This window comes from Aedoeadaptatus acetigenes (assembly GCF_025566985.1).
Lineage (GTDB): Bacteria > Bacillota > Clostridia > Tissierellales > Peptoniphilaceae > Aedoeadaptatus > Aedoeadaptatus acetigenes.
Genome location: NZ_JAOQJD010000008.1, coordinates 15,592 through 41,972, shown reverse-complemented (window position 1 = coordinate 41,972; position 26,381 = coordinate 15,592). Strand labels below are relative to the sequence as shown.

General features: G+C 50.3%; 25 protein-coding genes and 1 tRNA gene. 22 read left to right on the top strand and 4 right to left on the bottom strand.

Features of this window, described 5'->3' with window-relative positions; translation table 11 throughout:
* The first annotated feature begins 99 nt into the window (after positions 1-99).
* Entirely contained in the window at positions 100-1,887 is a 1,788-nt protein-coding gene (locus OCV31_RS05580) for an ABC transporter ATP-binding protein (protein ID WP_148473297.1), read from the top strand.
* Complete coding sequence (locus tag OCV31_RS05575) at positions 1,888-3,636, top strand: ABC transporter ATP-binding protein (protein ID WP_148473295.1); 1,749 nt, start codon at positions 1,888-1,890, stop codon at positions 3,634-3,636.
* A 236-nt stretch (positions 3,637-3,872) separates the two neighbouring features.
* Here the strand turns inward: OCV31_RS05575 and OCV31_RS05570 are convergent.
* Both OCV31_RS05570 and pgeF read right to left on the bottom strand, forming a co-directional pair.
* Positions 3,873-3,948, bottom strand: a tRNA-Ala gene (locus tag OCV31_RS05570).
* Positions 3,949-4,002: 54 nt separating this feature from the next.
* Positions 4,003-4,725: a peptidoglycan editing factor PgeF gene (gene pgeF, locus OCV31_RS05565; RefSeq protein WP_267303825.1), complete on the bottom strand. Its 723-nt coding sequence runs from the start codon at positions 4,723-4,725 to the stop codon at positions 4,003-4,005.
* A 58-nt stretch (positions 4,726-4,783) separates the two neighbouring features.
* Between pgeF and OCV31_RS05560 the strand changes: the two genes are divergently transcribed.
* From OCV31_RS05560 to OCV31_RS05495, 14 genes are all read left to right on the top strand, one after another.
* The gene (locus tag OCV31_RS05560; protein ID WP_148473290.1) at positions 4,784-5,854 is read left to right on the top strand and encodes a hypothetical protein; all 1,071 of its coding nucleotides are present in this window, start codon (positions 4,784-4,786) and stop codon (positions 5,852-5,854) included.
* A 15-nt stretch (positions 5,855-5,869) separates the two neighbouring features.
* Complete coding sequence (locus tag OCV31_RS05555) at positions 5,870-6,706, top strand: mechanosensitive ion channel family protein (protein WP_148473288.1); 837 nt, start codon at positions 5,870-5,872, stop codon at positions 6,704-6,706.
* The gene (locus tag OCV31_RS05550; RefSeq protein ID WP_108830634.1) at positions 6,703-6,948 is read left to right on the top strand and encodes a DUF951 domain-containing protein; all 246 of its coding nucleotides are present in this window, start codon (positions 6,703-6,705) and stop codon (positions 6,946-6,948) included. Before OCV31_RS05555 ends, OCV31_RS05550 begins: the two co-directional genes overlap by 4 nt.
* 79 nt (positions 6,949-7,027) lie before the next feature.
* Positions 7,028-9,766: a preprotein translocase subunit SecA gene (gene secA / locus OCV31_RS05545; RefSeq protein WP_148473286.1), complete on the top strand. Its 2,739-nt coding sequence runs from the start codon at positions 7,028-7,030 to the stop codon at positions 9,764-9,766.
* Positions 9,767-9,783: 17 nt separating this feature from the next.
* Positions 9,784-10,893 (top strand): peptide chain release factor 2, encoded by a 1,110-nt coding sequence (prfB, locus tag OCV31_RS05540; RefSeq protein ID WP_148473284.1) that lies wholly within the window; start codon positions 9,784-9,786, stop codon positions 10,891-10,893.
* A gap of 56 nt (positions 10,894-10,949) precedes the next feature.
* Positions 10,950-13,013 carry a helix-hairpin-helix domain-containing protein gene (locus OCV31_RS05535; protein ID WP_148473282.1) on the top strand — a complete coding sequence of 688 codons (2,064 nt, stop codon included), beginning with the start codon at positions 10,950-10,952 and terminating at the stop codon, positions 13,011-13,013.
* A 340-nt stretch (positions 13,014-13,353) separates the two neighbouring features.
* Positions 13,354-14,010 (top strand): YitT family protein, encoded by a 657-nt coding sequence (locus OCV31_RS05530; protein ID WP_148473281.1) that lies wholly within the window; start codon positions 13,354-13,356, stop codon positions 14,008-14,010.
* A gap of 216 nt (positions 14,011-14,226) precedes the next feature.
* Positions 14,227-16,197, top strand: coding sequence for a methionine--tRNA ligase (metG, locus tag OCV31_RS05525; protein WP_148473278.1), 1,971 nt, complete (start codon positions 14,227-14,229; stop codon positions 16,195-16,197).
* 8 nt (positions 16,198-16,205) lie between these two features.
* Positions 16,206-16,979, top strand: coding sequence for a TatD family hydrolase (locus OCV31_RS05520; RefSeq protein WP_148473276.1), 774 nt, complete (start codon positions 16,206-16,208; stop codon positions 16,977-16,979).
* On the top strand, positions 16,967-17,515 hold the full coding sequence (gene rnmV / locus OCV31_RS05515; protein ID WP_267303824.1) for a ribonuclease M5: 549 nt from the start codon (positions 16,967-16,969) through the stop codon (positions 17,513-17,515). The genes OCV31_RS05520 and rnmV overlap by 13 nt, the downstream gene beginning before the upstream one ends.
* Entirely contained in the window at positions 17,508-18,380 is an 873-nt protein-coding gene (gene rsmA, locus OCV31_RS05510) for a 16S rRNA (adenine(1518)-N(6)/adenine(1519)-N(6))-dimethyltransferase RsmA (RefSeq protein WP_148473274.1), read from the top strand. The genes rnmV and rsmA overlap by 8 nt, the downstream gene beginning before the upstream one ends.
* On the top strand, positions 18,380-18,718 hold the full coding sequence (locus OCV31_RS05505) for an ArsR/SmtB family transcription factor (RefSeq protein WP_148473272.1): 339 nt from the start codon (positions 18,380-18,382) through the stop codon (positions 18,716-18,718). Before rsmA ends, OCV31_RS05505 begins: the two co-directional genes overlap by 1 nt.
* Positions 18,719-18,781: 63 nt before the next feature.
* The gene (locus tag OCV31_RS05500) at positions 18,782-19,012 is read left to right on the top strand and encodes a glutaredoxin family protein (protein ID WP_108830644.1); all 231 of its coding nucleotides are present in this window, start codon (positions 18,782-18,784) and stop codon (positions 19,010-19,012) included.
* 144 nt (positions 19,013-19,156) lie between these two features.
* A complete protein-coding gene (locus OCV31_RS05495; protein ID WP_148473270.1) occupies positions 19,157-20,029 on the top strand; it encodes a DUF1002 domain-containing protein in 873 nt (290 codons plus the stop codon).
* A gap of 62 nt (positions 20,030-20,091) precedes the next feature.
* On the opposite strand, the gene OCV31_RS05490 is transcribed toward OCV31_RS05495, so the two are convergent.
* Together OCV31_RS05490 and OCV31_RS05485 are read right to left on the bottom strand one after the other, a co-directional pair.
* A complete protein-coding gene (locus tag OCV31_RS05490) occupies positions 20,092-20,289 on the bottom strand; it encodes a DUF1858 domain-containing protein (RefSeq protein ID WP_148473268.1) in 198 nt (65 codons plus the stop codon).
* 60 nt (positions 20,290-20,349) lie between these two features.
* Positions 20,350-20,586 (bottom strand): glutaredoxin family protein, encoded by a 237-nt coding sequence (locus tag OCV31_RS05485; RefSeq protein WP_148473266.1) that lies wholly within the window; start codon positions 20,584-20,586, stop codon positions 20,350-20,352.
* 146 nt (positions 20,587-20,732) lie between these two features.
* Between OCV31_RS05485 and OCV31_RS05480 the strand changes: the two genes are divergently transcribed.
* From OCV31_RS05480 to OCV31_RS05455, 6 genes are all read left to right on the top strand, one after another.
* Positions 20,733-21,239 (top strand): zinc ribbon domain-containing protein, encoded by a 507-nt coding sequence (locus tag OCV31_RS05480; RefSeq protein ID WP_108830648.1) that lies wholly within the window; start codon positions 20,733-20,735, stop codon positions 21,237-21,239.
* A gap of 9 nt (positions 21,240-21,248) precedes the next feature.
* The gene (gene msrB / locus OCV31_RS05475) at positions 21,249-21,683 is read left to right on the top strand and encodes a peptide-methionine (R)-S-oxide reductase MsrB (RefSeq protein ID WP_148473264.1); all 435 of its coding nucleotides are present in this window, start codon (positions 21,249-21,251) and stop codon (positions 21,681-21,683) included.
* A gap of 69 nt (positions 21,684-21,752) precedes the next feature.
* A complete protein-coding gene (locus OCV31_RS05470) occupies positions 21,753-24,080 on the top strand; it encodes a 5'-nucleotidase C-terminal domain-containing protein (protein WP_148473262.1) in 2,328 nt (775 codons plus the stop codon).
* Positions 24,081-24,304: 224 nt separating this feature from the next.
* Positions 24,305-24,571 (top strand): Veg family protein, encoded by a 267-nt coding sequence (locus OCV31_RS05465; protein WP_108830651.1) that lies wholly within the window; start codon positions 24,305-24,307, stop codon positions 24,569-24,571.
* A gap of 42 nt (positions 24,572-24,613) precedes the next feature.
* Positions 24,614-25,462, top strand: a complete 849-nt coding sequence (gene ispE, locus OCV31_RS05460; RefSeq protein WP_148473259.1) for a 4-(cytidine 5'-diphospho)-2-C-methyl-D-erythritol kinase — start codon at positions 24,614-24,616, stop codon at positions 25,460-25,462.
* Complete coding sequence (locus OCV31_RS05455) at positions 25,431-26,072, top strand: hypothetical protein (RefSeq protein ID WP_148473257.1); 642 nt, start codon at positions 25,431-25,433, stop codon at positions 26,070-26,072. The genes ispE and OCV31_RS05455 overlap by 32 nt, the downstream gene beginning before the upstream one ends.
* The last annotated feature ends 309 nt before the right edge of the window (positions 26,073-26,381 follow it).

Sequence of the window (26,381 nt, the reverse complement as noted above, 5' to 3'; positions counted from 1 at the left end):
TAGAGGGTGGAACGGATGACACCTTATTTCATAAACTGTTTTAGAGAATACGTTGAATTCTCTTCGACCAAAACAGTTTTGAAATGAGGTGTTTTTATTTTGAAAAGCAAAAAAAGAATATTTCCGATTGTTCTGTCTTTTGCAGATAGTGCGAAACCACAGTTTATACTATCTATTCTATTTGCCGTGCTAAGCGTTTTCTGTGGTTTTTTGCCTTATTTTGGGATCTATCAAGTCCTTCTCGTGTTTTTTTCAAAAGTACAAGATAGCAGTCAAATTTCTGTGCATTCACTTGTCCCTTGGTTCCTTTTGTGCGTCGCAGGATATGGCCTTAAAGTCTTGTTTCACACAATCTCAACGAATCGGTCTCATCATGCCGCCTACCATATTCTTAAAAATATACGAAGCCGACTGACTGATAAATTAATGCGATTGCCGCTTGGAACTGTAACAGGAAAAACCGCCGGTGAACTCAAGAGCATTATTGTTGACCGTGTAGAAACGATTGAATTACCTTTGGCACACTTGATACCGGAAGGCTTTTCGAATCTGATTTTTCCTGTTATCGTATTTATTTTCATGCTGGTATGGAATTGGAAAGTCGCATTGGCATCTGTTGCCTGCATTCCTTTTGGCGTACTCGCCTATGCGATCGTCATGAAGACATTTAACAGCAAATATGACAGCTATATGAAAGCTTCTAAAAACGTGGACAGTGTGATTGTGGAATATGTGGAAGGCATTGAGGTTGTCAAGGCTTTTAATCAATCCGGTAAATCCTATAAAAAATATACGAATGCGATCACGTCTTTTAAAGATTTTACATTAGATTGGTTTCGCTCCACTTGGCCGCTGATGAATTTTGCAGCCGCGATACTGCCGAGCACACTGTTAGGCATTCTTCCGGCAGGTATCTTGCTTTATGCTACAGGAGATCTAACACCTGCTGAACTAACGCTTACCATCATCCTTTCCTTAAGTCTGGTAGGCCCCGTTTCATACTTTACGACAGCTGTCAACAGCTATAAATCCATTGAATACGCGCTGCTGGATGTTCAGAAAATCTTAGACTTGCAAGAGCTTCCGGAAGAAAAAGAGTCGAAAGAACTGTCCGGTTATGACATTTCATATAAGGATGTCACATTTTCTTATGAAGAGGCTCAAGCACCTATCGTTAAAGATTTTTCCTTACAAATACCCGAGGAATCTTTCGTAGCTTTGGTAGGTCCTTCCGGCGGAGGAAAATCTACCTTATCTCGATTGCTTTTGCGTTTTTGGGATGTGAATCAGGGATGTATTTGTATCGGAGGAAAGGATATACGCTCTTTGCCACTTGAACAGCTCTCAGGACTCATCAGCTATGTTTCTCAGGATAATTTTCTTTTCAACATGTCCCTTTTTGAAAATATCCGCGTAGGCAATCCGGCCGCAACAAAAGAAGAGGTGTTTCAGGCTGCTCATATGGCACAATGCGAAGAGTTTATTTCACGTTTAGAACAAGGTTGGGACACGCCGGCTGGAGAAGCGGGGGATAAACTGTCGGGCGGTGAAAAACAGCGTATAGCGATTGCCAGGGCAATACTAAAAGATGCCCCTATCGTTGTTTTGGATGAAGCAACCGCATTTACTGATCCGGAAAATGAACTTCAACTCCAAAAATCGATTAATGAACTAACGCGTGGCAAGACGCTGTTAGTAATTGCCCATAGGCTTTCTACGATAAAAAATGCCGACAAAATCGTTGTTTTGCAGGAAGGCACAAAAGTGGCGGAAGGAACGCAGAATGAACTTCTGAAGGCTTGCTCCCTTTACCGCTCCATGTGGGAAGCACATGTTGGTGCCAAAGCATGGGCGACATCCAATCAAGAGAAAGGAGCGGATAAATAAATGTTTACCATGATCAAACGTATCGTTAATTGGACAGGTTCTTATAAAAAAAGATTTTACTGGGGCATCGTCTGGTCGTTATTAGAGAATTTCTTTATTGCTTTTCCCTTGATGGGAGCGGCTTATGTACTGAACCTTATGCTGCAGGATACGGCAGGGCTCAGGAGTCTGCACACAAAGGAAGCTTTATGGGCGCTTTTGTTTATGGTTTTCTGTGTTTTAGGTCGTTTCTTCTTCTCCTATCTGCGGGCTGTTTTTCAAGAAAGCATTGCTTATGAAAAAACAGCCGAGGAGCGCATCGAGATAGGCGATATATTAAAGCGAGTTTCCCTTGGCTTTTTTGATCGTCACAAGACCGGTGAAATTGCGGGAACAGTTACAACCGACTTATCTGCTCTGGAATTGTATGCCATGAAGATGACGGATACGGTTATCGGAGCTTATTTGCAGACTCTTGCCATGATTCTATGCATCCTTTTTTTCTCATGGAAAGTGGCAACTGTTGCTTTAGTGGGTGTATTATGCTCTGCATTTTTCCAGCGCCGACTGGTGAAAGATAGCCGGGCAAACACAGCGGTGCGCCAGAAAGCCAATGATAGCATGATTAACGCAACACTCCAATTTATCCGTGGAATAACGGTTATTAAATCGTATGGGAGAACAGGAAGCGCCGTTGCGGAACTACAAAAATCTTTTTCCGATCAACGTGACATCAACATCAAAATAGAAAATGCTTACATGTGGACGAACGGTCTTTATCAGTTAAGCCTAAAATTGACCTCCGTAGCAATCGCTTTTATGGTATGCCTTCAAACCATTCACGGTGAAATTTCTCTGCCTATCATGCTCATGATAGTGATCTTTTCATTTGTTATGTTTGCTCGTTTGGAAACGGTAACTTCTGCTGCTCACACCTTGGAAATGATGCGAGCAGCGCTGGACAAACTTCAAACAATTAAGACGGCAAACTATATCGACGAAAATTCAAAAGACATTGTTTTAAACAATTTTGACATTTCTTATCAGAACGTATCCTTCGCTTACGATCACAAAAATGTTATCGAGAATGTGAGCTTTTCGCTTCCCGAAAATTCAACTTTAGCCATCGTGGGACGCTCCGGTTCCGGTAAAACAACGCTCTGTAATTTGCTTGCCAGATTCTATGATGTCAATCATGGGTCTATTTCTATCGATGGACATGATATCAGGGAAATGACTTGTGATACTCTGCTGCGATATATTTCGATCGTTTTTCAGCATGTCTATCTGTTTCATGACACGATATTGAACAACATTCGTTTCGGTAGACCGGAAGCCAGCATGGAGGAGATTAAAGAAGCTGCCAAAAAGGCGGCTTGTCATGAATTTATTGAGAATTTACCAAACGGCTATAACACAATGCTTGGCGAAGGCGGATCGACACTTTCAGGAGGAGAAAAACAACGCTTATCCATTGCTCGTGCCATACTAAAAGATGCACCTATCGTTATATTAGATGAAGCAACTGCCAGTGTTGATCCTGAAAACGAGCATTTAATTCAACAAGCCATATCCGCCTTGGTCAAAGGAAAAACATTGATCGTTATTGCTCACAGGCTAAACACAATACAGTTCGCTGACAATATTTTAGTTATAGACCAAGGAAAGCTGGTACAGCAGGGAACGCATGAACAGTTAATAGAAGAAGAAGGAATATATAAAGATTTCCAAAAAATACTCAATAAGACAAGTAACTGGCAACTCAGTTGAACAAGTTTATTTTAATTTAGCAACTCCAATTATTATGAAAAGGGGGACTCCTGCATACTCATATTTGCAGTCAGTCCCTTTTGTTTTAGGGTTAGCGCATTAGTTTTCGTACCCCTGAGAATGAGTTCCGTACCCTAAGCGGCTGTGCCGTTAAAATGTATCAAATATGGCGTTTTGTTCTCATGAATTTAAATAGTTGTAAAAAGGCATAAAAAAAGTCGCCCTATCGGCGACCTTGGTGGAGATGAGGAGAATCGAACTCCTTACCTCTTGAATGCCATTCAAGCGCTCTCCCATGTGAGCTACACCCCCGCAATTGAGTTCTTAATTAGTATACGAGGATGTAAGATAAATGTCAAGCCTTTTTTAAAGGAGAATGGAAAATAAAGCATTGCTTCCGAAATCCGGCGCGTCCCGGCGGTAGGAGTGGTAGCGGGGATCGGTGAGGGTATCGGAGGGATCAACTTCGATGTTTTCCGCCAAAATACCGGCTTCACAAAGCATGCGGGCGTTGGTTTTTTTCATGTCGATAAAGTCGTGTGCGTCGTCGTCAGGCAAAATTACGTCTTCTGCAAAAGAAAATGCTTCCCGCCAGAGGGCGCTCACTTCCTTTCCCACCTGAAAACTCGCGGGACCGATGCAGGGCCCGATAAAGGCAAGTACGTCTTTCGGATCCGTGCCGTAGTGCTTTGTCATGGCCGAGAGGGCCTTCGCCGGCAATTTCTGCACCGTGGAGCGCCAGCCCGCGTGAACGGAAGCCATGGCGTCCTTCACGGGATCGTAAAGAAGCACCGGCGTGCAGTCGGAAATGCGCGTCGCGAGAGCCACGCACTTTTTGTTCGTAATCATGGCGTCGGTGTCGATTATGATGCGCCAGCCGAAGTAGTCTTCGCCGCAGTCTTCGTCGATCACAGCCACGTGATCGGAATGGGTTTGGTTCATAAAGTAAACGTCTCTCGCTTTGACGCCGAGTTCGTTGAGAAAATTCTTCGTATCCTTTCGGAAATGGTCTTCGCCCAATGCGGCGCGAAAATCGTAGGGCTTTTTCGATACGGCGAAGCGTATCCCTTTAGAATCTCTGAGTAACACGGTTTGATCCGCCTTTCCATCTTTGTTTCCATTGGTTATAATGGTGCTGGAGGATTTTATGAGCAAATTTAAAAAGAGGATCGTCCTCTTTCTTATTATTATAATGGCGGCGAGTCTGGGAATCAAAGGAAAGACCCTTCTTCCCTACAAGGCCGAGCCCCTGTTTCAGGTAAAGACCGATCAGGAAATCATGAACATGGGCATTCTGAAAGGCGGCGTGCTGGCCACATTCGACGGCGACCGCCTGGCGTTTTACGACAGACAGGGCCGAAAGAAGACGGTGGATCGCCTGGGCGAAGGGCAAAAGGCCTTTTTTGGTGAGGCCGACGCCATGCTCTACGACGAAGATGTAGACAAAGTGGCGGTCTTCGGCGAAGACGGAAAAGAAAAACAAACTTACCGCGTCGACGGCACCCTATTTAACGCCCGGGTGCAGGAAGGCACGCGGATTTTCCACTGCCGCTACGACGACGGAGAGAAACTTTTTGTCGCCTCCGACGGCGGCAGCCTCACGGAAGTGTTTCAGACGAAGAATTACATTTTGGACTACCGCTTCGATTCGTCGAAGTCCTTTGTGGTGACGGAGCTTTCCAACGCGGCCAACGGCTACAAAACCACGGTGTATCGAGAAGAGGGAAAGGGCGATCGCAGCGCCATGGCGTCCACGGAATTTCCCATGGAAGTAGCCATGCGCATGGTGATGGGGAAGTACCCCGTCGTCGTGACGGAAAAGCATTTGTACGGCCTGGACAAGGAATTGATTACGGAAAAGACGCCGATTTTATCCGACATCATCTTGTACAACGGCCGCTTGCATTCTCTGCACAGCGGTTTGTTGAGCGTATACGACGGCCACCTGAAGGAGAAAAAACACTACCTTATGGAGGCCAATGTGGATCGGCTGGCGGTGATGAAGGAAGGGCTTTTCGCCTACGGCAATCGGGAGATCTTGTCCCGGCCCATGTCCAAGGCGCCTTTTCACATTCGCTTCGACGACAATCAGGAAAAGCTCCTTTTAAAAGACGGCTACCTGGCCGCTTACGAACACAAGCACGTGGCTTTCTATCGCCTGAAGCCCCATTTTTCATTTAGCAAGGATAAGATTCAGGAATTAAAACACACAGAATAACAGAGGGGAGTTGTTATGGCTGAAGTCAAAGCCTTTTTATTTACGGCGCCCGGGAAATTAAGCATTCCCGGCATAATCCTCTCGGGGATCATTCTCTTTTTTGTATCGCGGATTGCCGTGAGCCTTATCGGTACGGCTCTGGGCAAGTACATCGCCAATCGGGAGCAAAAAGAGGTGCGAAACAAGCGGCGGGTCATTACCTTAACCCATTTGGCGGGAAGCGCATCAAAATATGCCATCTACGGCGTGGCCCTTTTAATCTTTTTAAATCTCTGCCGGGTAAACACATCCACCTTAATCGCAACGGCGGGGATCGGCTCTCTGGCCATTGCCATGGGCGCCCAGGAAATCATTAAAGACTTTCTCAACGGCTTTTTCATTATTTTTGACGACCAATTTGCCGTGGGCGAGTACGTGGAGTGCGCCGATAAAAAAGGCTACGTGGCGTCTCTGGGCTTTCGCGCCACAGTAATCCGCGACTTCGACGGCACCTTGCACACCATCCCCAATTCCGCCATACGCATTGTCACCAATCGTGGGCGGGGCAGAAAGCGGGCCAAAGTCGTGGTGCCCATCGACCGCAGCGAAGATCCGGATCGGGCGATTGCCGCCATCGACGGCGCGGCAAAATCCTTAAAAGAGATTTACCCCAACGCCACGACGGAAGTATGGGGCGTGACGGATTTTATCGCCAACGGCTACGAAATTACCGTGGTGGCCTGGGACGAAGCGCGCTATCAATTTGATTTGGAATACGATCTGAGAAAGGCCATCGCCAAGGCCATGAACGCACAAAACATCAGCATACCCATCGCCCGTTACGCGGGCCCCCTTAAAGGAGAGGTGAAATGAACCGACTGTATTACGAAGAAGGCGACGTGGTCACACTGAAAAAAGGCCATCCCTGCGGCGAAAATCTGTGGAAGATTTTGCGCACCGGCGTGGACATTAAACTGGCCTGCATGGGCTGCGACAGAACCATTTGGATGGCGCGCATGGATTTTGAAAAGCGCGTGAGGAAAATAAAAGAAGGAGAAAAAATGGTGGCCATCGTCCACCATCTTCCGAAAGACGCCTCAAACGAAGGTGAATAAATGATGAAATATTCGCCATTCGTTGCGGGATTCGGGCGGATTTGCTAAAATAGAAAGTTAGTGAAAGGAACGTGTATAAATGTCTCTATTAGATAAAATATTCGGCACCTACTCCAGTCGGGAGATTAAAAAAATCCGCCCGACCATGGAAAAAGTCCTCGCTTTGGACAGTGCCATGCAAAAATTAACCGATGAAGAATTAAAGGCAAAGACCGCCGAGTTTAAAGGCCGTGTGGCCGGCGGCGAAAGCCTCGACGACATCCTCCCCGAAGCCTTTGCCGTGGTTCGCGAAGCCGCCGACCGGGTTCTAGGGATGAAGCACTTCCCCGTGCAAATTCTCGGGGGGATCGTACTGCACCAAGGCCGTATCGCCGAAATGAAAACCGGTGAAGGGAAGACCTTGGTCGCCACCCTGCCCGCCTACTTAAACGCCTTGGCCGGCAAGGGCGCCCACGTGGTCACGGTCAACGACTACTTGGCCGAGCGTGACAAGCAATGGATGGGCAAGGTATATACCTTCTTAGGCATGACCGTCGGCTGTATTCTCCACGACATGACGCCGGAAGAACGGCAAGTGGCCTACGGCGCCGACATTACCTACGGGACCAACAACGAGTTCGGCTTCGACTACCTTCGCGACAATATGGTTGTCTATCAGGAAAATCAAGTTCAACGGGAACTGTATTACTGCATCGTGGACGAAGTGGACTCGATCTTAATCGACGAAGCCCGTACCCCCTTAATCATCTCCGGTCAAGGGGATGAATCCACGGAACTGTACACCCAAGCGAAAAATTTCGTGGACACCTTGAGCTATCGAATCAAGGATCAGGCGGAAGAAGCGGAAGACCGCTTTAACCGCGAATTCCGCGACGAAACCGTGGACTACGTCATCGACGAAAAGCAAAAGACCGCCACTTTGACCGAAATCGGCCAAGGCAAGGCTGAAAAATACTTCGGAATCGACAATTTAACCGATCCCGACAACACCGAGCTTCTCCACCACATTCACCAAGCCCTAAAGGCGCAGGGTACCATGCACAAAGACATCGACTACGTGGTGGACGACGGTGAAATCATCATTGTCGACGAATTCACCGGTCGTCTCATGTACGGCCGCCGCTACTCCGAAGGCTTGCACCAAGCCATCGAAGCGAAGGAAGGCATCGAAGTGCGGGCCGAATCGAAAACCCTGGCCACGGTTACCTTCCAAAACTTCTTCCGTATGTACAAAAAGCTCGCCGGCATGACCGGGACCGCTATGACGGAAGAATCGGAATTCAGAGAAATCTACAACATCGACGTCGTGGAAATTCCCACCAACAAAGAAGTCATCCGTGAGGACCAAGACGACGCCATTTATCGCTCGGAAGACGCGAAATTCCGCGCCGTGGCCGACGAAATCGCTCTTCGCCACGCTACGGGCCAACCGATCCTCGTGGGTACCGTATCCATCGAAAAGTCGGAAAAACTTTCGTCTTATCTTAAAAAGCGCGGCATTCCCCACAAGGTATTGAATGCGAAGCGCCACAGACAAGAGTCCGAAATCGTCGCCCAAGCCGGTCGCTATGGCGCCGTGACCATCGCCACCAACATGGCCGGTCGTGGGACCGACATCGTCCTCGGGGGCAATCCCGAGTACATGGCCAAGGAAAAAATGGCCAGAGAAGGCTTTGAAGACGAAATGATCGAAGCGGCGGACAGCTATTTCGAAACCGACGACGAAGAAATCTTGGCGGCAAGAAAGCGCTTCAGCGATCTGCGCGACGAAATCAAGGTGGAAACCGACTCCGAAAAAGAAAAGGTCATCGCCGCCGGCGGCCTGCACATTATCGGTACCGAACGCCACGAATCCCGTCGTATCGACAATCAATTGCGCGGCCGTTCCGGTCGTCAAGGGGATAAGGGTAGCACGAAGTTCTACATTTCCGCCGAAGACGACGTCATCCGCCTCTTTGCCGGCGACCGCTTTAAAAAGGTCATGGACGGCATCGACGCCCCGGAAGACGAACCCATCGAAGCGAAAATGCTCACCCGCCTCATCGAATCGGCCCAACGAAAGGTTGAAGGCAACAACTTCAGTATTCGTAAAAACGTCTTGCAATACGACGACGTCATGAACAAGCAACGGGAAGTCATCTATACCGAACGTGAAAAAGTATTGAAGGGCGACGACCTTTCCGGCGACATCGCCGCCATGACGGAAGATTTAATCAACGATACCGTGGACTTTAACGTCAAGGTCAACGACAAACACGAAAAATACATCGACTACGAAAGCATCTACCGCTTCGGCCGTGCCGCCTTCGATTTCGACGAAGACTTTATGGACGGCCACGAAACGGCGAGTGCCGACGAAATCAAGCGCTTTATGAAGGAAGAAGCCAAGGAAGCTTACGCCAAAAAGGTGGAAGAATTCGGCGAAGAAGCCTTCCGCGAAGTGGAACGGGTGGTTCTGCTCAGAGTTGTCGACCAACGCTGGATGGATCACATCGACGCCATGGATCAATTGCGTCAAGGGATCGGCTTAAGAGCCGTAGGCCAAATCGACCCGGTCCGCGCCTATGCGGAAGAAGGCTTCGATATGTTTGAAGCCATGAACGAAAGCATTCGGGAAGAAACCGTGCGCATTATGTTCCACGTTCAAAACCCCGAAAAGATGGAACGGAAACAAGTGGCCAAGGAAGTGAAGACCGTGAATCCCGACAGCGGCGTACAAGAACCCATTCGCCGCACGGAAAAGAAAATCGGTCGCAACGATCCTTGCCCCTGCGGCAGCGGAAAGAAGTACAAGCACTGCTGCGGCAAAAACGCCTAAGTCCGGAAAGGAACCCTATGGAGCAAAATTTATTTTTGGATCGGGGTCGACTGGAAGCGGTTGAAGAGCTGGTGGATCGACTGGCGAAGAGCATCGACATCGACGGCTTGAAGGAAAAGAATCGTGCTTTAACGGAAAAAACCATGGAGCCCGGCTTTTGGGACGATTCCGAAGCGGCGCAAAAAGTGATCCGCGAGCAAAACGCCCTGAAATCCCGCACCGACGTCTACGACGAGCTCATGGAGGCCATGGAAGAGTCGGCAGTGATGTTGGAGCTTATGGAAGAAGAGGACGACTTCAGTTTCTACGATCAGTTTAAGAAAAGCCTCGATGCCATTGAAAAAAAGGCCCACGATTTTAAAATCCAAACCCTTTTAAACGGCGAGTACGACACGAACAATGCCATTCTCGCCATTCACGCCGGCGCCGGCGGCACGGAGGCCCAAGACTGGGCGAATATGCTTTTAAGAATGTATACGCGCTACGCCGAAGGCAAGGGCTATTCCGTGGAAGTGCTGGACATGCTGGAAGAGGACGAAGCGGGAATTAAATCGGCCACGCTTCTGATCTCCGGTCCCCACGCCTACGGCTATTTGAAGTCGGAAAAAGGCGTGCACCGCCTGGTGCGCATTTCGCCCTTTGACGCGGCGAAAAAACGCCACACTTCTTTTACTTCCGTGGACGTCTATCCGGAACTGGACGACAATACGGATGTGGAAATCAATCAGGAAGATTTAAAAATCGACACCTACCGCTCCTCCGGGGCCGGCGGCCAACACGTCAACACCACCGACTCCGCCGTGCGCATTACCCACATCCCCACGGGCATCGTGGTGCAATGTCAAAACGAGCGCAGTCAAATTCAAAACCGCGAGCAGGCCATGAAAATGCTTCAGGCCAAACTCGTGGCATTAAAAGAAGAGGAACAAAAGGAAAAGATCGAGGACTTGGCGGGGAACTATTCCCAAATCGCCTGGGGTTCTCAGATCCGCTCCTACGTCTTCCAACCCTACACCATGGTGAAAGACCATCGCACCGGCTTTGAAATGGGCGATGTGAGTCGCGTCATGGACGGGGATTTGGATCCCTTCATAAATGCCTACCTGGAAGACAAAGCGGAAGCATAAATCACGAATAGAGAATAAGAAGAGAGGCTTGCCCTCTCTTTTTAAATGGAGGAACCATGACCATCGGAAGGATATTAGCCGGGGAATTTCACATCGCCCCGGAGCAAATGGACGCCACGCTGAAACTTTTGGACGAGGGCAATACCGTGCCCTTTATCGCCCGCTACCGAAAGGAAGTGACCGGCGGCATCGAAGACGAGACCCTTCGTAAGATCGAAGGTCGAAAAAAAGAACTGGAAAAGGTGGAAGACCGTAGGCAGACGGTGTTAAACACCATCGAAAGCCAGGGCAAGCTCACCGAGGAATTAAGGGCGGCCATCGACACTACCTGGGACATGCAGACCTTGGAAGATTTGTATCGCCCCTACAAACCCAAGCGGAGAACCCGCGCCACAGATGCCATGGAAAAGGGTCTGGGGCCCTTGGCGGAAAACTTTTTGTCCGACGCATCCTTAAAGGATTTTGAAGACGCCGTGGACGCCTTTGAAGGCCTTGAGCGAGAAGAAATTCTCCCGGGCGTCAGCGACATCGTGGCGGAGGCCGTAGCAAACGATGCCAAGGTGCGCCGCTTGTTGAAAAGCTACCTGTGGCGGCGAGGCGCCCTCATCACGGAAGAAGGCAAGGAGGCGAATCCCGCCTATGCCATGTACGGGGACTTCACCGCACCTTTAAAGGATGTAAAAAATCACAACATTCTCGCCATAAATCGCGGGGAAGCGGAAGGCGCCGTCAAGGTGAAGATTCAGTGCGGCGAAGAGGCGCTGATCTCCATGATCGTGCAGGTCGCCGGTCCTTCCGAGGAAAAGCGTGCCGCCTTTCTTCCCATGGCGGAAGATGCCTTTAAGCGACTCCTCTTTCCCTCATTGGAGCGTGAAATTCGTCGGGATTTAAAAGAGCGGGCGGAGGCCGATGCCATCGAGGTCTTTGCACAAAATTTAAAGCCTCTTCTTCTTATGCCGCCACTGGGCCATTACGTGGTCTTGGGCCTGGACCCGGGCTACCGCACGGGTTGCAAAGTGGCCGTGGTGGATGAAAACGGAAAGTTTTTAGACAACGCCGTCATCTATCCCGCGCCGCCGAAGGCGAGAGTGGAAGAGGCGAAAAAAATCATTGAGCGGCTTGTCCTAAAGCACGGCGTGAAATTTATTTCCATCGGCAGCGGCACGGCGAGCTACGAAACGGAGCAATTCGTCTCGAATCTCATCGAGGAGAAAAACTGGGACGTGGCTTACGCCGTGGTAAGCGAAGACGGCGCCAGCATTTACTCCGCATCGGAGCTGGGTATCGAAGAATTTCCCGATTTAGACGTCACCGTGCGGGGCGCCATTTCCATCGCGAGACGCCTTCAGGATCCCTTGGCGGAGCTCGTGAAAATCGAGCCGCGCCACATCGGCGTGGGCCAGTACCAACACGATCTGGATAAAAAAGCCCTGGACGATCGCCTGCAGGGCGTAGTGGAAGGCGCCGTCAACGAAGTGGGCGTGGACATTAATTCCGCATCGCCCTCCCTTCTGCGCTTTGTGGCGGGGATCGGGCCGAACCTCGCGAAAAACATCGTGGCCTATCGAGAAAGCGAAGGGGCCTTTAAAAATCGCCGGGAGATAAAAAAGGTAAAGGGCCTGGGCGAAAAGGCCTTTGAGCAATCGGCGGGCTTTTTACGCATACAAAACGGCGAAAACATCTTGGACCGCACCGGCGTCCACCCGGAATCCTACGATTTGGCGGAATTGATCCTGAGGGAAGAAAGCCTCACCGACGAGGAAAAGGAAAAACTAGCCGGAGCAGGGGCCTTTACCGTGGAAGACATTCGCAAAGAATTGGAAAAACCCGGCCGCGATCCGCGAGGCGATACGGAAGATGTGGGCCTGCGCCGTTCGGCCCTCACCATGGAAGAATTGGTGCCCGGCCTGGAGCTGGAAGGCGTGGTGAAAAATGTCGTGGACTTCGGCGCCTTTATTGACATCGGCGTAAAGAAAGAAGGCCTGCTGCACATTTCAAAAATGAAGGGCAAGAGAAATACCGCCATCTATAATCTTTTAAAAGTCGGCGACCGCATGAAGGTAGTCATCGAAAAAGTGGACAAAGAGCGCGGAAGGATTTCCTTGGATATAAAGGAGTAATTGAAGCGGGGAGAAATCCCCGCTTTTCTCTTTCCGTCGACACAGACGATTGAATAAAGATCGCTGATGTGATAAACTATTTGCGATAGTGCTGTTTGATTACGGTGGTTACCGATTCGATCGGTAGTTTTTATCTGATGCAGGGTATGCGATGAGTGTTCGAAAAGTGCCTGATGTGGGATTTTTCGAGCCGTTAAGCACATCTGTTGGCTCAGAGTTTTTATAAGAAAAAATCAGCAAAACAAAAAGCATCGACACCATCCGAAGATTGCGAATTTAGGAGAACCTAAGGCGGCAGTCTTTTTTTGGTTCCCTAATCGTCGAATTAGGAGTGACATTTATGCTCAGTTCTTTGCTGAGAAACCTGGGATTAACGAAGAAAGAATTCCTTAAAATTATGTTGGGCTGCGCCATTATGGCCTTCGGCGTAGTCAATGTCCACGAGCCCGCTCAAATAACCGAGGGGGGCGTCTTGGGCCTGGGCCTGTTTTTGAAAAAAGTCGTGGGCATGAACCTGGCTTACGTTTCGCCCATACTGGACGGCTTGTGCTACGCATTGGGCTTTTCCATGTTGGGTGCCCGCTTCTTAAAGAAGTCGGCGGTGGCCACCTTGGGCTTTTCCGGATTCTATTGGATCTTTAACTTTATGGGCCCGGTCCTTCCCAATTTGTACCATTTGCCCGCTCTCGCCGCCCTTGCCGGCGGGATCTTTATCGGCTGCGGCTGCGGCATTGCCGTGACAGCCGGGGGCTGCGCCGGCGGCGACGACGCCCTGGCCATGGTCATCTCGAAAAAATTAAAGTGGCCCATTTCCCGCGCCTACTTCTTTACCGACGCCGTGGTGTTGGCTTTATCCTTAAGCTACATCGCGCCGAGTCGACTGGTCTTTTCCTTTATGACGACCATTGTTTCGTCTTACTTAGTCGGCCAGTTCGAACTGAAGATGAAGGCACCGGCTTGGCAAGTAAGCCAAGGCGGCATAGAGAAAAATGCATAAGACAAAAAAGCGACGGATGGAATGCATCCGTCGCTTTTTGCATGGAAGAAAGGCGCGGGACTCATTGGGCGAGTGGTATTTAGCCGGGGGGATAAAAAGTATAGCATGACGAGGGTTTATTGCGCAGAACTTGTCTTGATAGTATAATTGTTACAAGAAATTTTTTTCGGCCATCCTCTATGGTCGAGCATATCATCTATATGCAAGGAGGCATACATGTCAAAGAACTTTTACGTTACAACGCCCATTTATTACCCCAGCGACAATCTACACATCGGCCACACCTACTGCACCGTGGCTGCCGATGCGGTGAAGCGTTTTAAAACCCTGCAAGGCTACAATGTCTTGTTTACCACGGGAACCGACGAACACGGCCAAAAGATTCAGGAAAAGGCCAAGGAAGCCGGCAAGGAACCCTTGGAATACATCGATGCCATTGTCGACGATACCAAGGCTTTGTGGAAGACCATGGACATCCATTACGATTCCTTTGTGCGCTCCACGGATCCCCAACACGAAAAAAACGTGCAGGCGTTGTTCCAAAAGCTCTACGACAAGGGCGAAATCTATAAAGGCGAATACGAAGGCTACTACTGCACGCCCTGCGAATCCTTCTGGGCCGAATCCCAATTGCTGGAAGGCCATTTGTGCCCGGACTGCGGCCGCGAAACCCATTTGCAACACGAAGAAAGCTATTTCTTCCGCCTCTCCGAATACCGGGACAAGCTCCTTCAATACTACGAAGATCATCCGGAATTTATTCAACCGGCCTATCGAAAGAGCGAAATGATCAACTCTTTCTTAAAAGACGGCCTGGACGATTTGTCCGTCACCCGCTCCACATTCGACTGGGGCGTTCCCGTTCCCTTTGACGACAAACACGTCATCTATGTCTGGATCGACGCCCTGTCCTGCTACCTCACCGGCGCGGGCTTGGGCACCGACGACGAGAAATTTAAAAACTTCTGGCCGGCGGATGTGCACTTGGTAGGCAAGGAAATTATGCGTTTCCACACCATTATTTGGCCCGCCATGCTTATGGCACTGGATCTGCCCCTGCCGAAGCAAATCTTCGGCCACGGTTGGATTCTCTTCGACGACGACAAAATGAGCAAGTCCAAAGGCAATATTATTTACCCCGAACCCATTATCGACCTTTACGGCGTCGACGCCCTGAAATACTTCCTCTTACGGGAATTCTCTTTCGGCCACGACGGCAGCTTCAATGTACAAAGCTTTATGAAGCGCCTTAATTCCGACTTGGCCAACGACTTGGGGAATTTGGTGTCCCGCACCGTCTCCATGATCGAAAAATACAACGACGGCATCGTTCCCGCACCTCACGACGAAACGGCCGTGGACAAGGAATTAAAGGACTTGGCCGTGAGCATTTGGGGCGAGCTGGAAAAAGAAATGGGAACCTACCAATTCTCCACAGCTCTGGAAGCCATTTGGACATTGGTTCGCCGCAGCAACAAGTATGTGGACGAAAACGAACCGTGGGTCTTGGCCAAGGGCGGCGAAGACGAAAAGAAACGGCTTGATACGGTTCTCTACAATTTGGCGGAATCCTTGCGCATCGTCTCCATCCTTCTGTCCTTCTTTATGAACAACACGGCCATCTCCATCGCCGAACAAATTACGGCGACGAAAGAATTCGAAGCGGAAGACGCCACGCGCTGGGGCCTTCTGGAACCGGGCAAACACGTGGGCGAAAAGAAGATCATCTTCCCGCGCCTGGACATCGAAGAAGAAACGAAGCGCCTCTGGGACGCCAACCACGCCCTCATTGAAAAGCGGAAGGCGGAAAAACTCGCCAAAGGCGAAGCGGTGGAAGAAGAGGAAGCCTTGGATCTGAAGCCTGAAATCACCATCGACGACTTCGATAAATTGGACATTCGCGTCGCCACCGTGGATTCCGTGGAAGATCACCCCAATGCCGATCGCCTCTATGTATTAAATCTCAGCGTCGGCGGCGAAAAGCGGGTCATCTGCTCCAGCATCAAGGAATATTACACGAAAGAAGAGCTCACGGGCAAACAAATCTTGCTTTTGGCCAACTTAAAGCCCACGAAACTGCGCGGCGTTCTGTCCCAAGGCATGCTACTTGCGGCGGAAGATGAAGACGGAAAATTGTCCCTGGCCACCACCATGGAACAATTAAAATCCGGCGCACAAATCAGTTAGGAGGATCTATGATAGACGCCCATTCCCATTTGGAAAATGAGGCATTTGACAAGGATCGAGAAGAAATCATCGCTCGCATGGAAGAAGACGGCCTCGACGCCGTGGTGAATGTGGGAAGCGATATGGAAACATCCCGCGCCGTGGCGGAATTGGCGAAAAAGCACGACCGCCTTTACGCCGTGGTGGGGATTCACCCCCAAGAGGCGAAGCATTACAATGACGCCGTGCGCGAGGAGCTAATTGCCCTGGCAAAGGACGAAAAGGTCCTGGCCATCGGCGAATGCGGCCTGGACTACTACTACGAAAATTCACCCCGCGACGTGCAGCGGGAGGTTTTTCGCGCCATGTGCGACTTGGCGGCGGAAGTGGATCTGCCTCTGGTGATCCACTCCAGGGATGCGGCGGAGGAAACCTACGACATCGTCCGCGACTTTCTCGAGGCCCATCCCGGCCACCACGTACTCATTCACTGTTACAGCTATTCCGTGGAAATGATGGCGCGCTTCATGGCCCTCGGGTGCTACATTTCCCTGGGCGGCGTGACCACTTTTAAAAACGCCAAGGTGCCGAAAAAAGTGGCGGCGGCCGTGCCCATGGATCGCCTCCTTCTGGAGACGGACTGCCCCTACATGACCCCGGAGCCCAATCGCGGCAAGCGCAACGAACCCAAGTACGTGGCCTATGTGGCGAAAAACATTGCCGCCCTTCGGGCCATGGATGTGGCGGAACTTGTGGCCCACACGGATGAGAACACGAAACGGTTTTACAAATGGAAGAAATAATACAAGAAGTGATCGTGGTCGAGGGAAAAGACGACATCGCCCGAGTGAAGAGCGCCCTGAATTGCGACGTTATGGCCACCGGGGGCTACGCTTTCGGCGAGAAATTTCTGCGCGAGCTGAAAAAAGTGGAAGCGCGCCGCGGCGTCATTATTCTCACGGATCCCGACTACATGGGAAAGCAAATCCGAAATCGCCTCACGGAGGCTTTGGCATCGCCGAAACAGGCCTATTTACCTCAGGACAAGGCCCTTTACAAAGACGACATCGGCATCGAAAACGCCCGGCCCGAGGACATTCGGGAAGCGATTTTTCGCGCCAAGCCCATGAAAAAATCCTACGAGGAGACATTTACCAAGGCGGACATGATTCGCTACGGCATGACGGGGGCATCGGATGCCGCCGAGCGTCGGGAAAAAATGGCCGAGGCATTGGGCATCGGCCACGGCAACGGCAAGCAATTTTTGCGCAGGCTCAATAGCTTCGGCATTACGGTAGAAGAATTTGAGCGAATTTACGGGGAGGTGTTCGGTGAATAAACGACTTTACAGCCCGGCACGCATTCGCGAAATTCAGGAAAAGTGGGGCTTTCGCTTTCAAAAATCCCTGGGACAAAACTTTCTCATCGACGGAAACATCGTCCGCGCCATCGCCGACAGCGCCGAGGTGGGCGAAGGGGATGTAATTTTGGAAATCGGCGCCGGCATCGGCACCCTGACGGAAGAATTGGCCTTACGCGGCGCCAAAGTGTTTTGCGTGGAAATCGACGAGCACTTAAAACCCATTCTGGACGAAACCCTGGGCGCGTACGAAGACGTGGAGATTTTCTACAAAGACGTACTCAAAACCGATCTGAAAAAAGAACTCACCTCCCGCTTCGGTGATCACAAGATCAAAGTGGTGGCCAATCTGCCCTATTACGTGACCACGCCGATTTTTGTGCATCTCTTCGATTCGGACCTGCCTTTGGAATCGGTTCACGTCATGGTGCAAAAAGAAATGGCCAATCGCATGGCGGCCAAGGCCGGTACGAAGGCCTACGGCTCCATCTCCGTCTTCCTGCAAATGCGGGCGGAGGTTTCCGTGGCTCTCGCCGTGCCCCGCACCTGCTTTATGCCCCAGCCCAATGTGGACAGCGCCGTCTTGGCCCTCGCGAATTTTAAAACCGATCACGGGGAAAACTTAAAGCGCGCCGAGGCCGTGGTGCGGGCGGCATTTTCCAAGCGGAGAAAAACCGTGGCAAACGCCCTGTCCACCTACGGCTTCGCCATCGAAAAAGATCAGATCCTTCAGGCCTTGGCCGAGACGGGCATCGAGCCCAATCGCCGGGCCGAAGCCATTACCGTGGAAGAGTACCGAATCTTGGCGAAAAACTTTCCGAAAGTAGAAAAGGAGGGCGACTGATGGCGGAATACAGAGACGAGACCTTTCACGCCTTTGTAGAAAACGAGCCCTTAATCGAAAGCTTGAGCGGCATCTTTAAAGTCATGGCCGATCCCACGCGGCTGAAGATTCTCTACGCCCTCATGCTGGGCACCTGCAATGTGTCGAAACTCGTGGAGCTTTTGGGCATGAGCCAATCCTCCATTTCTCATCAGTTGATTCTTCTGAAAGAAGAAGGGCTGATCCGTTCGAGAAAAGAAGGGCGCAAAGTCTACTACTCCCTGGACGACGATCACGTGGAGACCCTTTTTTCCATGGGCTACACCCACGCCATGCATAAAATCGGAGAAGATGATTAAGCCCATACCTCGCGGGTATAAATCGACTAATCGAATAGATGAATTATTTTGGGAGGAATGACAATGTCAGAAGTAAAAGTTTATACAAGCAACACCTGTCCTTACTGCACCATGGCAAAGGACTATTTAAAAGAAAAAGGCATCGAATTTAATGAAAAAAACGTGCAAACCGACGCAGCCGCAAGAGATGAATTGATCTCCATGGGCTACACCGGCGTACCCGTCTTGGTGATCGGCGAAGAAGAAATCGTCGGCTTCGACCGCGCACGCATCGATGCCGCCTTGGCAAAATAAGTTCACGGAAAAAGGGGCTTCGGCCTCTTTTTTTTGTGTCGAAAAGCAAAAGTTTTCTAAAAAAAGGCGAAGACTTTTCCTTTTCGGCGGCGGCCTTCGGGGCCTGTGTTATAATGTCATACGAAAAAAGAACTGGAGGAGATTATGAAATATCTAAAAAAATACATGGCGGCAGCCCTGGCCCTTCTCATGATCCTTACGATGCAGGCACCGGTGTTTGCCGATGCCGTGGAAGGGGACGTGATTCTGTGTTTCGGTCAGGACCTTACCCCCGAGCAGCGGGACGCGCTCATGAAGCGTTTTAACGGATCCGACGAGGATCAAATCATCGAGGTCACCAATCAGGAAGAGCACAAGTACTTAGGCGATTTCGTGCCGGAATCGAAGATCGGCCGCAAGGCCATTTCCAGTGCGAAGGTGGAATACACCGCCGAGGGAAGCGGCATCCAAGTGGAAACGTCGAAGCGGATTCGCTACATTACCCACGATATGTATCGCCAAGCATTGGAAACGGCAGGCATTAAGGACGCGAAGATCACTGTGGATGCGCCGATGAATGTCAGCGGCACGGCGGCGCTTACCGGGATTATGAAGGCTTATGAAACCTCCACCGGCAAAAAAATCAGCGACAAGGTGAAAAAGGCGGCCAACGAAGAGATGGTCGTCACCTCGGATTTGGCCCAAGATGTGGGCGCCGACAAGGCAACGGGCCTGGTGAAGGACATTAAGGAAAAAATCGCCACGGAAGCACCGAAGACGCGGGAAGAAGTGCAAAACATCGTCATCAATATTTCCAATCAGTACAATCTCAATTTGACCGCCGAGCAGACGGATAAGTTGACCAATTTCTTCGATCGCCTGCGAAAGACGGAAATCGACTGGAACGGCCTGGCCGACAAAGCGAAGGGCGCCGCCGATCAGGCGAAGGAATACATTAACAGCGAAGAGGGCCAAAGCTTGATTCAAAAGATCAAAGCCTTTTTCGCCGATCTGTTCAATTCCATTTTTAACAAATAAAAATGAACCCGCTCCGGCGGGTCCTGCAATGAAAAAGGCCTCCCTGCGCGGGAGGCTTTTTGTTATTTTGCTTCGACGATTTTGTTTAAAGCCTTCATGAGTTCATCGGCGTCAAATCCGTGAACGTAAGCAGCTTCTTCTAACGATTCCATTTGACTGGACGGGCAGCCCACACAGCCCATGCCGAATTGCATGAGGATTCGAATGGCTTCCGGGTATTGGCGAACCAAATCGCCAATTAAAGTATCTTTAGTAATCATCCTAGCCTCCTTTGAGATTATTTCCCAATCATTTTATCCTAAGATAAAACCATTGGCAAGTTAGTTCAGGTTTTCCTTCATATAGGCGATAATGTCGTCGGATTCGAGCATCCATTCGTCGCCGAAATTGAGACAGGGCACTTGTTTTCCGCCGCTGCCTTCCAACAAGGCCTTTTTGGCGTCGTCGTCTTTGTCGACGAAGAGAACGTCCACCTTGTCGATGCCTTCTTTTTCCATAAAGTCGATGACTTTTTTGCAATAGGGGCAGTAGGTGGCCGCGTACAATTTATAATCCATAGTCATCCTCCTTTTTCATTCTGTTTGTTTTATACCCAAGTTGTGCCTATTCACACAGGCGACGAAGAAATCAAAAAAAGTCTAATCCTTATCTAAGTCGGAAAAATTGCGGCGGCCATGTGGTATGCTTAATTCGAGGTGAAGCCATGGATATTTTTAACAGCATCGGAAAAGGTTTTGAAGATCTGTCCAATCAGGTAAAGGATCTAAGTATCAAGGGCCTTTACAGCGCGAAGGAAGCTTCCAATGTGGCGAAGCTTCGCCTGCAGATACGAGAATTAGAAGCGAAAATTCTGGAAGAATACACCCACTTAGGGGAAGTTTACTATATGGAAATGCGGGAGCAATCCCATTTGGCGGACACGACGAGCTCGGAGCTTCTCTTTGCCATCGATGAATTGCAAAAGGAAAAGGCGAGTTTGGAAAATCGCATCAGTTCCAAGGAGCTGGAGGGCGAGGTCTTTCGCTACGAGTGCCCGGATTGCCACACGGAAATCGCCAAGGACACGAATTTTTGCCCTCACTGCGGCAGAAAAATCGAGATCGTGGAATTGATCGCCGAGGATCCGGATTTCGTGGAATGCAAGAATTGCCATTTTCAGGCGGAAGCGGGGGCCACGTACTGCCCGCGCTGCGGCACGCCCTTGGCATAGGAGGTTTTTATGGACAAGAGACATTTGGACGAAGAGCAATTACGGGAGTCTCTGGGGGATGTGGCCTATCACGTCACCCGCGAAAAGGGCACGGAGTTGCCGTTCTCCCATCCCTACGATCACTTATTCGACGAAGGAATTTACGTGGATGTCATTACGAAAGAGGTTTTGTTTTTGTCGAAGGACAAATTCGATTCAGGCTGCGGCTGGCCCGCCTTTTCCAAAACGGCGCCCGATGCGCCGATTAAAGAGCAATCGGACACCCGCTACGGCATGATTCGCACGGAGGTGGAGACGGAGACCACCCACTTGGGCCACGTCTTTAACGACGGACCGAAGGAGGCCGGGGGCCTTCGCTACTGCATCAACGGCGCCAGCATCGAATTTATTCCGAAAGAAGACATGGAAAAAAGAGGGTACGGTTCTTGGTTGAATTGTCTCTAAATTGATAAGACTAAGGCGGCCAATGAAGGGTATAATAGATATATACGTTAGTGAACTAAAGGAGGTATTATGAAACGGAAATTTTTATCCCTGGCACTGGCTATGGCCATGGTTCTCGGCGTCATCGCCGGTCCTGTAAGCGTCTTTGCCGCGCCGGCGGAAGAAACCAAGACCATTACTTTGCTCCACACCAACGATGTCCACGGACACATGGTGGCGGAGCGCGGCAAGGACAAGAAGCTCACCAATATCGGCTACGCCCGAGTAAAAACCTATGCGGACAGCATTAAAAATTCGGTGCTTTTAGATGCCGGTGACGTCACCCACGGCACGGCATTGGCCGGCATTGAAAACGGCAAGGGCGTCATCGACCTGATGAAGGCCATGGGCTACAAGGCCATGGTGCCCGGCAACCACGATTTCAACTACGGCTACCAAGCCCTGGTTGACTTTAAGAATCAAGCGGCTCCGGCCAAAGGTTCTTCCGAAGGCTTCGATATTTTGGCTGCCAACATCATTAAAAACACCGGCACCAACGACTTTAAAGGCCAAACCATCCTCGATGTAGACGGCGTCAAAGTCGGTATTTTCGGCATTGCCACGGAAGAAACGAAAGTTAAATCCAATCCGAAGAACACCGAAGGCATTACTTTCCTGGATCCCGTGGAAGTGGCTCGCGCCCAAGTAAAATCCCTGAAGGATCAAAAGGTCGATGTCATCGTCATGTTGGCACACGTCGGCATTGACGACGCCACCGTTGTAAAGACCACGGATATCGCTGAAAAAGTGGACGGCATCGACGTTATTATCGACGGTCACTCCCACACGAAGCTTGACAACGGCAAAGTGGTTAACAATACCTTAATTGCTCAAACGGGCAACTATCTGAAAAACTTAGGCGAAATCAACATCACCTTACGGGGCAAAGATGTTATTTCCAAGACCGCCGTCCTTCGCGACGCCGCTTTCTTCGAAAAGATCGAAGAAAACAAAGACATCGCAAAGAAACTTGACGACATGTACGAAGCAAACAAGACCAAGTTGGAACGAGAAGTCGGCACCACGGCTGTTGAATTAGACGGCGTAAGAGAACACGTCCGCGCACAAGAAACCAATTTCGGTAACATGGTGGCAGACGCCATGCGCGAAGCGGCAAAATCCGACATCGCCATTACCAACGGCGGCGGCATCCGCGAATCCATTCCCGCAGGGAAGATCGACATGACCCAAATCTGGACCGCCTTCCCCTTCGGAAACACCATTATGAAGATCGAAATCACCGGTGCCGACTTACTGGCAGCCTTGGAATACGGCGTGGCCGATGCACCGGCACCTCAAGGGAAATTCCCCCAAGTTTCCGGCGTCAGCTTTAAGTACGATCCGAAACAAGAAGCCGGCAAGCGCGTATTCGACGTGAAAGTCGGAGATAAGGCCCTGGATCTCGAAAAAACCTACACCTTAGCCACCAACGACTTTATGGCAGGCGGCGGCGACGGTTACACCATGTTCGCCAAGGGCAAAAAGCTCGGCGACTACGGCATGTACACGGAAGTATTGGAAAAATACCTGGCCGAACACAAGAACGTGAACCCGAAGGTTGAAGGCCGCATCGTGGTCGAAGCCAAGGGCGAAGAAAAACCCGTCGAACCCACACCGGCACCCAATGCCTTTACGGACATTAAGGGTCACTGGGCAGAAAAATTCATTCTTTCCGCAACGGAAAAAGGCCTCTTTAAAGGCGTAAGCGACACCCGATTTGCTCCGAACAGCCCCATTACCAGAGGCATGCTCGTTTCCGTCTTGGCCCGCATCGAAGGACAAGATGTTAAGCAAACCGCAGCAAATCCCTTCACTGACGTAAAAGCCGGAGAATGGTATGAAAATGCCGTTATTTGGGCATCGAACAATAAAATCGTCAAAGGTTACGAAGACAATACCTTTAAGCCCAATCAAGTGGTCACCCGCGAAGAAATGGCGACGATCTTGGGTCGCTACATCGAAGGTAAGAAAGTTCCCTACACGCTCGACTTGAAGGAACCCTTCGCCGATCAAAAGATGATCTCCAAATGGGCCCTCGAACCCATCGACATCGTTCGCCACACCAACTTAATGCAAGGCCGCGAAAACAATCTTTTCGCACCGAAGGCATCGGCTACCCGTGCTGAACTGGCAAAAGTCATGGACGCATTGAATGAAATCGTGAAGAGCGCGAAGAAGGTCGATGAAAAGTCCGAAGCTGAAAAGAAAGCAGCCGAAGACAAAAAGGCTGAAGCCGAAAAGAAAGCAGCTGAAGACAAAAAGGCCGAAGCTGACAAAAAAGCAGCTGAAGACAAAAAAGCTGACAAGAAACCGGCTGAAGACAAAAAAGCCGTCGAAACTGAAAAGAAGGCAGCTTAACAAACCGGAAAAAAGAGCCGTCGTCGGCTCTTTTTTCATGGGAAGATAAGGACGATGTAAAACCAAGGTAAAGTGCGAATAAAAATTTGTTGTTAATTATTAAATATTCCCCTTGACCCGACCTTCTTTTTGCGATATTATATAGCGTTATTTGACTTGACAAAGGGACAGGAATCTTGTATACTGGTTACACATATAATTGTGTGGATAGAAGGGCGGTTCCAATGACACAAATGGATATGATTAAAAACGAATTGTCCGAGCATATCGGCAAAGAGGTCATCGTGAAGGCAAATCGAGGACGGAAACGCATCGTCACACGCAGAGGCGTGCTCACGGCGGTCTATCCCTCCCTATTTGTCATCAGCATCTCTTCCGACGATCGCACGGATCGAAACATCTCCTTTACCTACGCCGACGTACTCACGTCCACGGTAAAGATTATGATTCTTGAAGAAGATGTAGATACGGCTAAACTAAAAATATCGTAGTAAAAGGCTCCCTCGGCGGAGCTTTTTTTATGGGAGGATACTTTGCGCGCCTACGGAAAAATCAATGTCGGTCTCTGGATAAAGGGGAAGCGGGCCGACGGCTACCACGAAATAAAAACACTTTTTCTGCCCATCGGGCTTTACGACGAAATTGAAATTGAAAGGGCGGCCGCCTTTTCCATGGAAGGGCCCAATTACGGGGAGAAGGACCTGATGGTCGCGGCCCACCGCTATTTGGAAAGCCGCTTCGGCCCCTTGCCCGTGAAGCTCCGGATCGAGAAAAACATTCCTGCCGGGGCGGGTCTCGCCGGGGGCACGGCCGACGGCGCCCTGGTGTTAAAGGCCGTGAGAGACATTTACAGCCTGCCTATGACCGATGAGGAACTGATCCATGACTCTGCTATCCTCGGGGCGGATTTCCCCTATTGCCTCTACGGCAAGGCTGCCGTGGGCGAGGGGATCGGCGATGTGCTTCATCCCGTGTGTGTCCCGTCCTATCCGGTGCTCTTACTGAATCCCGGCTTCGCCGTGTCCACGAAAGAGGCCTACGCCATGGCGACACTCGGCAAATCGAAAGGCTCTTTAGAGGATACGGTGGATCTTCTTCAAAAAGGGCGGCTCGAAAGATTGAAGGAGACCGTGGCCAACGATCTCTATGACGGCGTGCGCCTCATGCATTCTGAAATCGACGAAATGATCGCCGATCTCTACGAGGCGGGGGCCGCTTTTTCCCACATGTCCGGCTCCGGGCCCACGGTGTACGGATTATTTAAAAAAATCGAGGAACGGGACGCCGCCTATGCTATACTAAGAAAGAAGTATCGTATCGCGATTAAAACGGAAACGGCGGGAGAGGAACATGGAACGACTGGGAATAGCCATCAAGGATAAAGCGGGCATCTATGCGGCGGCTGCAGTGATTCGGCGCCGCACGGATCTCTCCTTTACGGTCCTCTACGATCCCGCGGAAGAGGGGGATTTTTATGAAAAAAATAAATCCCGCTTCCGAGCCATGAAGCTGGGCCCTTCCCTGTGCCTCTCCCAAGATCCGTGCGGCGATTTTTCCGCCCTCGTGGAGAAAGCTTCGGCAAAGGGCCGCACCCTGGGCTATCGCCATCACGATTTAAACACGGAAATTGCAGCCCACACAGTAGAAGACGGCCTCTTTCACCACAGCTACGTTCTGGAAATTCTGGAAGCCTACGGGGCGCGCTTTGAAGATGACGGGCGAGAGGCGGTGCTCGCTCTTTTGGGCTACAGCTATCGGCGCGACGATTTCGCCCGCGCCTTTCGACCCAAGGGAATCGCCGTCGTCGATCCGCTGGATCTTTGGCTCGATGCCATTCCCGAGACGGGAGAGAAGGGAGACTGCCGCTTTTATTGGACGGTGCGGGACTTTTCCATGGAGCGACTCATGGGCGAGCTTTTAGGCGAGGAGGTTCGTTTCAGAAAATACTATTCACACCCCTGGCTCCGAGGCGAGGCGTCGAAAAAAAGATAATACGAAATGGCCCTCTCTGCATGATGCACTGACCCCCAAAAGTTGGACCGAGACATCCACTCTTGGGGGTCTTTTCATGGAAAAAACAATGACGAATAGAAGAAAGAGAAGATTAAAATCATTTAAAGCAGATAGAGAAAAGATAATTGCCGCGACAACACGCCCATTAAAAATTCTTCAGTTCACTGAAAAGAGAAGTTACGTCTATCGAAGCCGGCAAGGATGCGCGGGACAATCAAATACTTAAATGCGTCAACTCTAACGATCGATTCAAAGAAAAGTAAAAAGGCGAGATTCCGAAGTAAATCG

Coding starts and splice junctions, on each gene's coding strand:
- OCV31_RS05455 (WP_148473257.1), top strand. CDS start 25,431: ATGGAACGACTGGGAATAGCCATCAAGGATAAAGCGGGCATCTATGCG.
- OCV31_RS05500 (WP_108830644.1), top strand. CDS start 18,782: ATGTCAGAAGTAAAAGTTTATACAAGCAACACCTGTCCTTACTGCACC.
- prfB (WP_148473284.1), top strand. CDS start 9,784: ATGGAGCAAAATTTATTTTTGGATCGGGGTCGACTGGAAGCGGTTGAA.
- OCV31_RS05560 (WP_148473290.1), top strand. CDS start 4,784: ATGAGCAAATTTAAAAAGAGGATCGTCCTCTTTCTTATTATTATAATG.
- OCV31_RS05530 (WP_148473281.1), top strand. CDS start 13,354: ATGCTCAGTTCTTTGCTGAGAAACCTGGGATTAACGAAGAAAGAATTC.
- msrB (WP_148473264.1), top strand. CDS start 21,249: ATGGACAAGAGACATTTGGACGAAGAGCAATTACGGGAGTCTCTGGGG.
- OCV31_RS05490 (WP_148473268.1), bottom strand. CDS start 20,289: ATGATTACTAAAGATACTTTAATTGGCGATTTGGTTCGCCAATACCCG.
- OCV31_RS05550 (WP_108830634.1), top strand. CDS start 6,703: ATGAACCGACTGTATTACGAAGAAGGCGACGTGGTCACACTGAAAAAA.
- OCV31_RS05465 (WP_108830651.1), top strand. CDS start 24,305: ATGACACAAATGGATATGATTAAAAACGAATTGTCCGAGCATATCGGC.
- rnmV (WP_267303824.1), top strand. CDS start 16,967: ATGGAAGAAATAATACAAGAAGTGATCGTGGTCGAGGGAAAAGACGAC.
- OCV31_RS05555 (WP_148473288.1), top strand. CDS start 5,870: ATGGCTGAAGTCAAAGCCTTTTTATTTACGGCGCCCGGGAAATTAAGC.
- metG (WP_148473278.1), top strand. CDS start 14,227: ATGTCAAAGAACTTTTACGTTACAACGCCCATTTATTACCCCAGCGAC.
- OCV31_RS05480 (WP_108830648.1), top strand. CDS start 20,733: ATGGATATTTTTAACAGCATCGGAAAAGGTTTTGAAGATCTGTCCAAT.
- OCV31_RS05575 (WP_148473295.1), top strand. CDS start 1,888: ATGTTTACCATGATCAAACGTATCGTTAATTGGACAGGTTCTTATAAA.
- secA (WP_148473286.1), top strand. CDS start 7,028: ATGTCTCTATTAGATAAAATATTCGGCACCTACTCCAGTCGGGAGATT.
- OCV31_RS05520 (WP_148473276.1), top strand. CDS start 16,206: ATGATAGACGCCCATTCCCATTTGGAAAATGAGGCATTTGACAAGGAT.
- OCV31_RS05505 (WP_148473272.1), top strand. CDS start 18,380: ATGGCGGAATACAGAGACGAGACCTTTCACGCCTTTGTAGAAAACGAG.
- OCV31_RS05470 (WP_148473262.1), top strand. CDS start 21,753: ATGAAACGGAAATTTTTATCCCTGGCACTGGCTATGGCCATGGTTCTC.
- OCV31_RS05495 (WP_148473270.1), top strand. CDS start 19,157: ATGAAATATCTAAAAAAATACATGGCGGCAGCCCTGGCCCTTCTCATG.
- OCV31_RS05485 (WP_148473266.1), bottom strand. CDS start 20,586: ATGGATTATAAATTGTACGCGGCCACCTACTGCCCCTATTGCAAAAAA.
- OCV31_RS05535 (WP_148473282.1), top strand. CDS start 10,950: ATGACCATCGGAAGGATATTAGCCGGGGAATTTCACATCGCCCCGGAG.